Here is a 238-nt window from a genome sequence, read left to right on the forward strand (position 1 = left end):
GCCGAGCCGACATTGGTGTAGGTGTTGCCGGCGATGACGTAGTTCGGCGCGGTGAAGCTGCCGCCGGCGTTGAACGCGGCGCCGCCGCCGAAAATGTTGGCGATGCCGGTGCCCAGGCCGAAGATCTCGCGGCGCAGGCTCCACAGGTGCGAGGGCCGCATCTCCAGGCCGATGATGAACAAGAACATCACCACGCCGAGTTCGGCCACGTGCAGGATCGCCTGCGGATCGGCGAAGA

1 pseudogene is annotated in these 238 nt (G+C 66.4%); it reads right to left on the reverse strand.

What is annotated here, in order from left to right:
* Nucleotides 1–65: 65 nt before the first annotated feature.
* Nucleotides 66–238, reverse strand: a pseudogene (locus HKX41_13355) (hypothetical protein).

This window comes from Salifodinibacter halophilus, from assembly GCA_012999515.1.
In the GTDB taxonomy this organism is placed as follows: domain Bacteria; phylum Pseudomonadota; class Gammaproteobacteria; order Nevskiales; family Salinisphaeraceae; genus Salifodinibacter; species Salifodinibacter halophilus.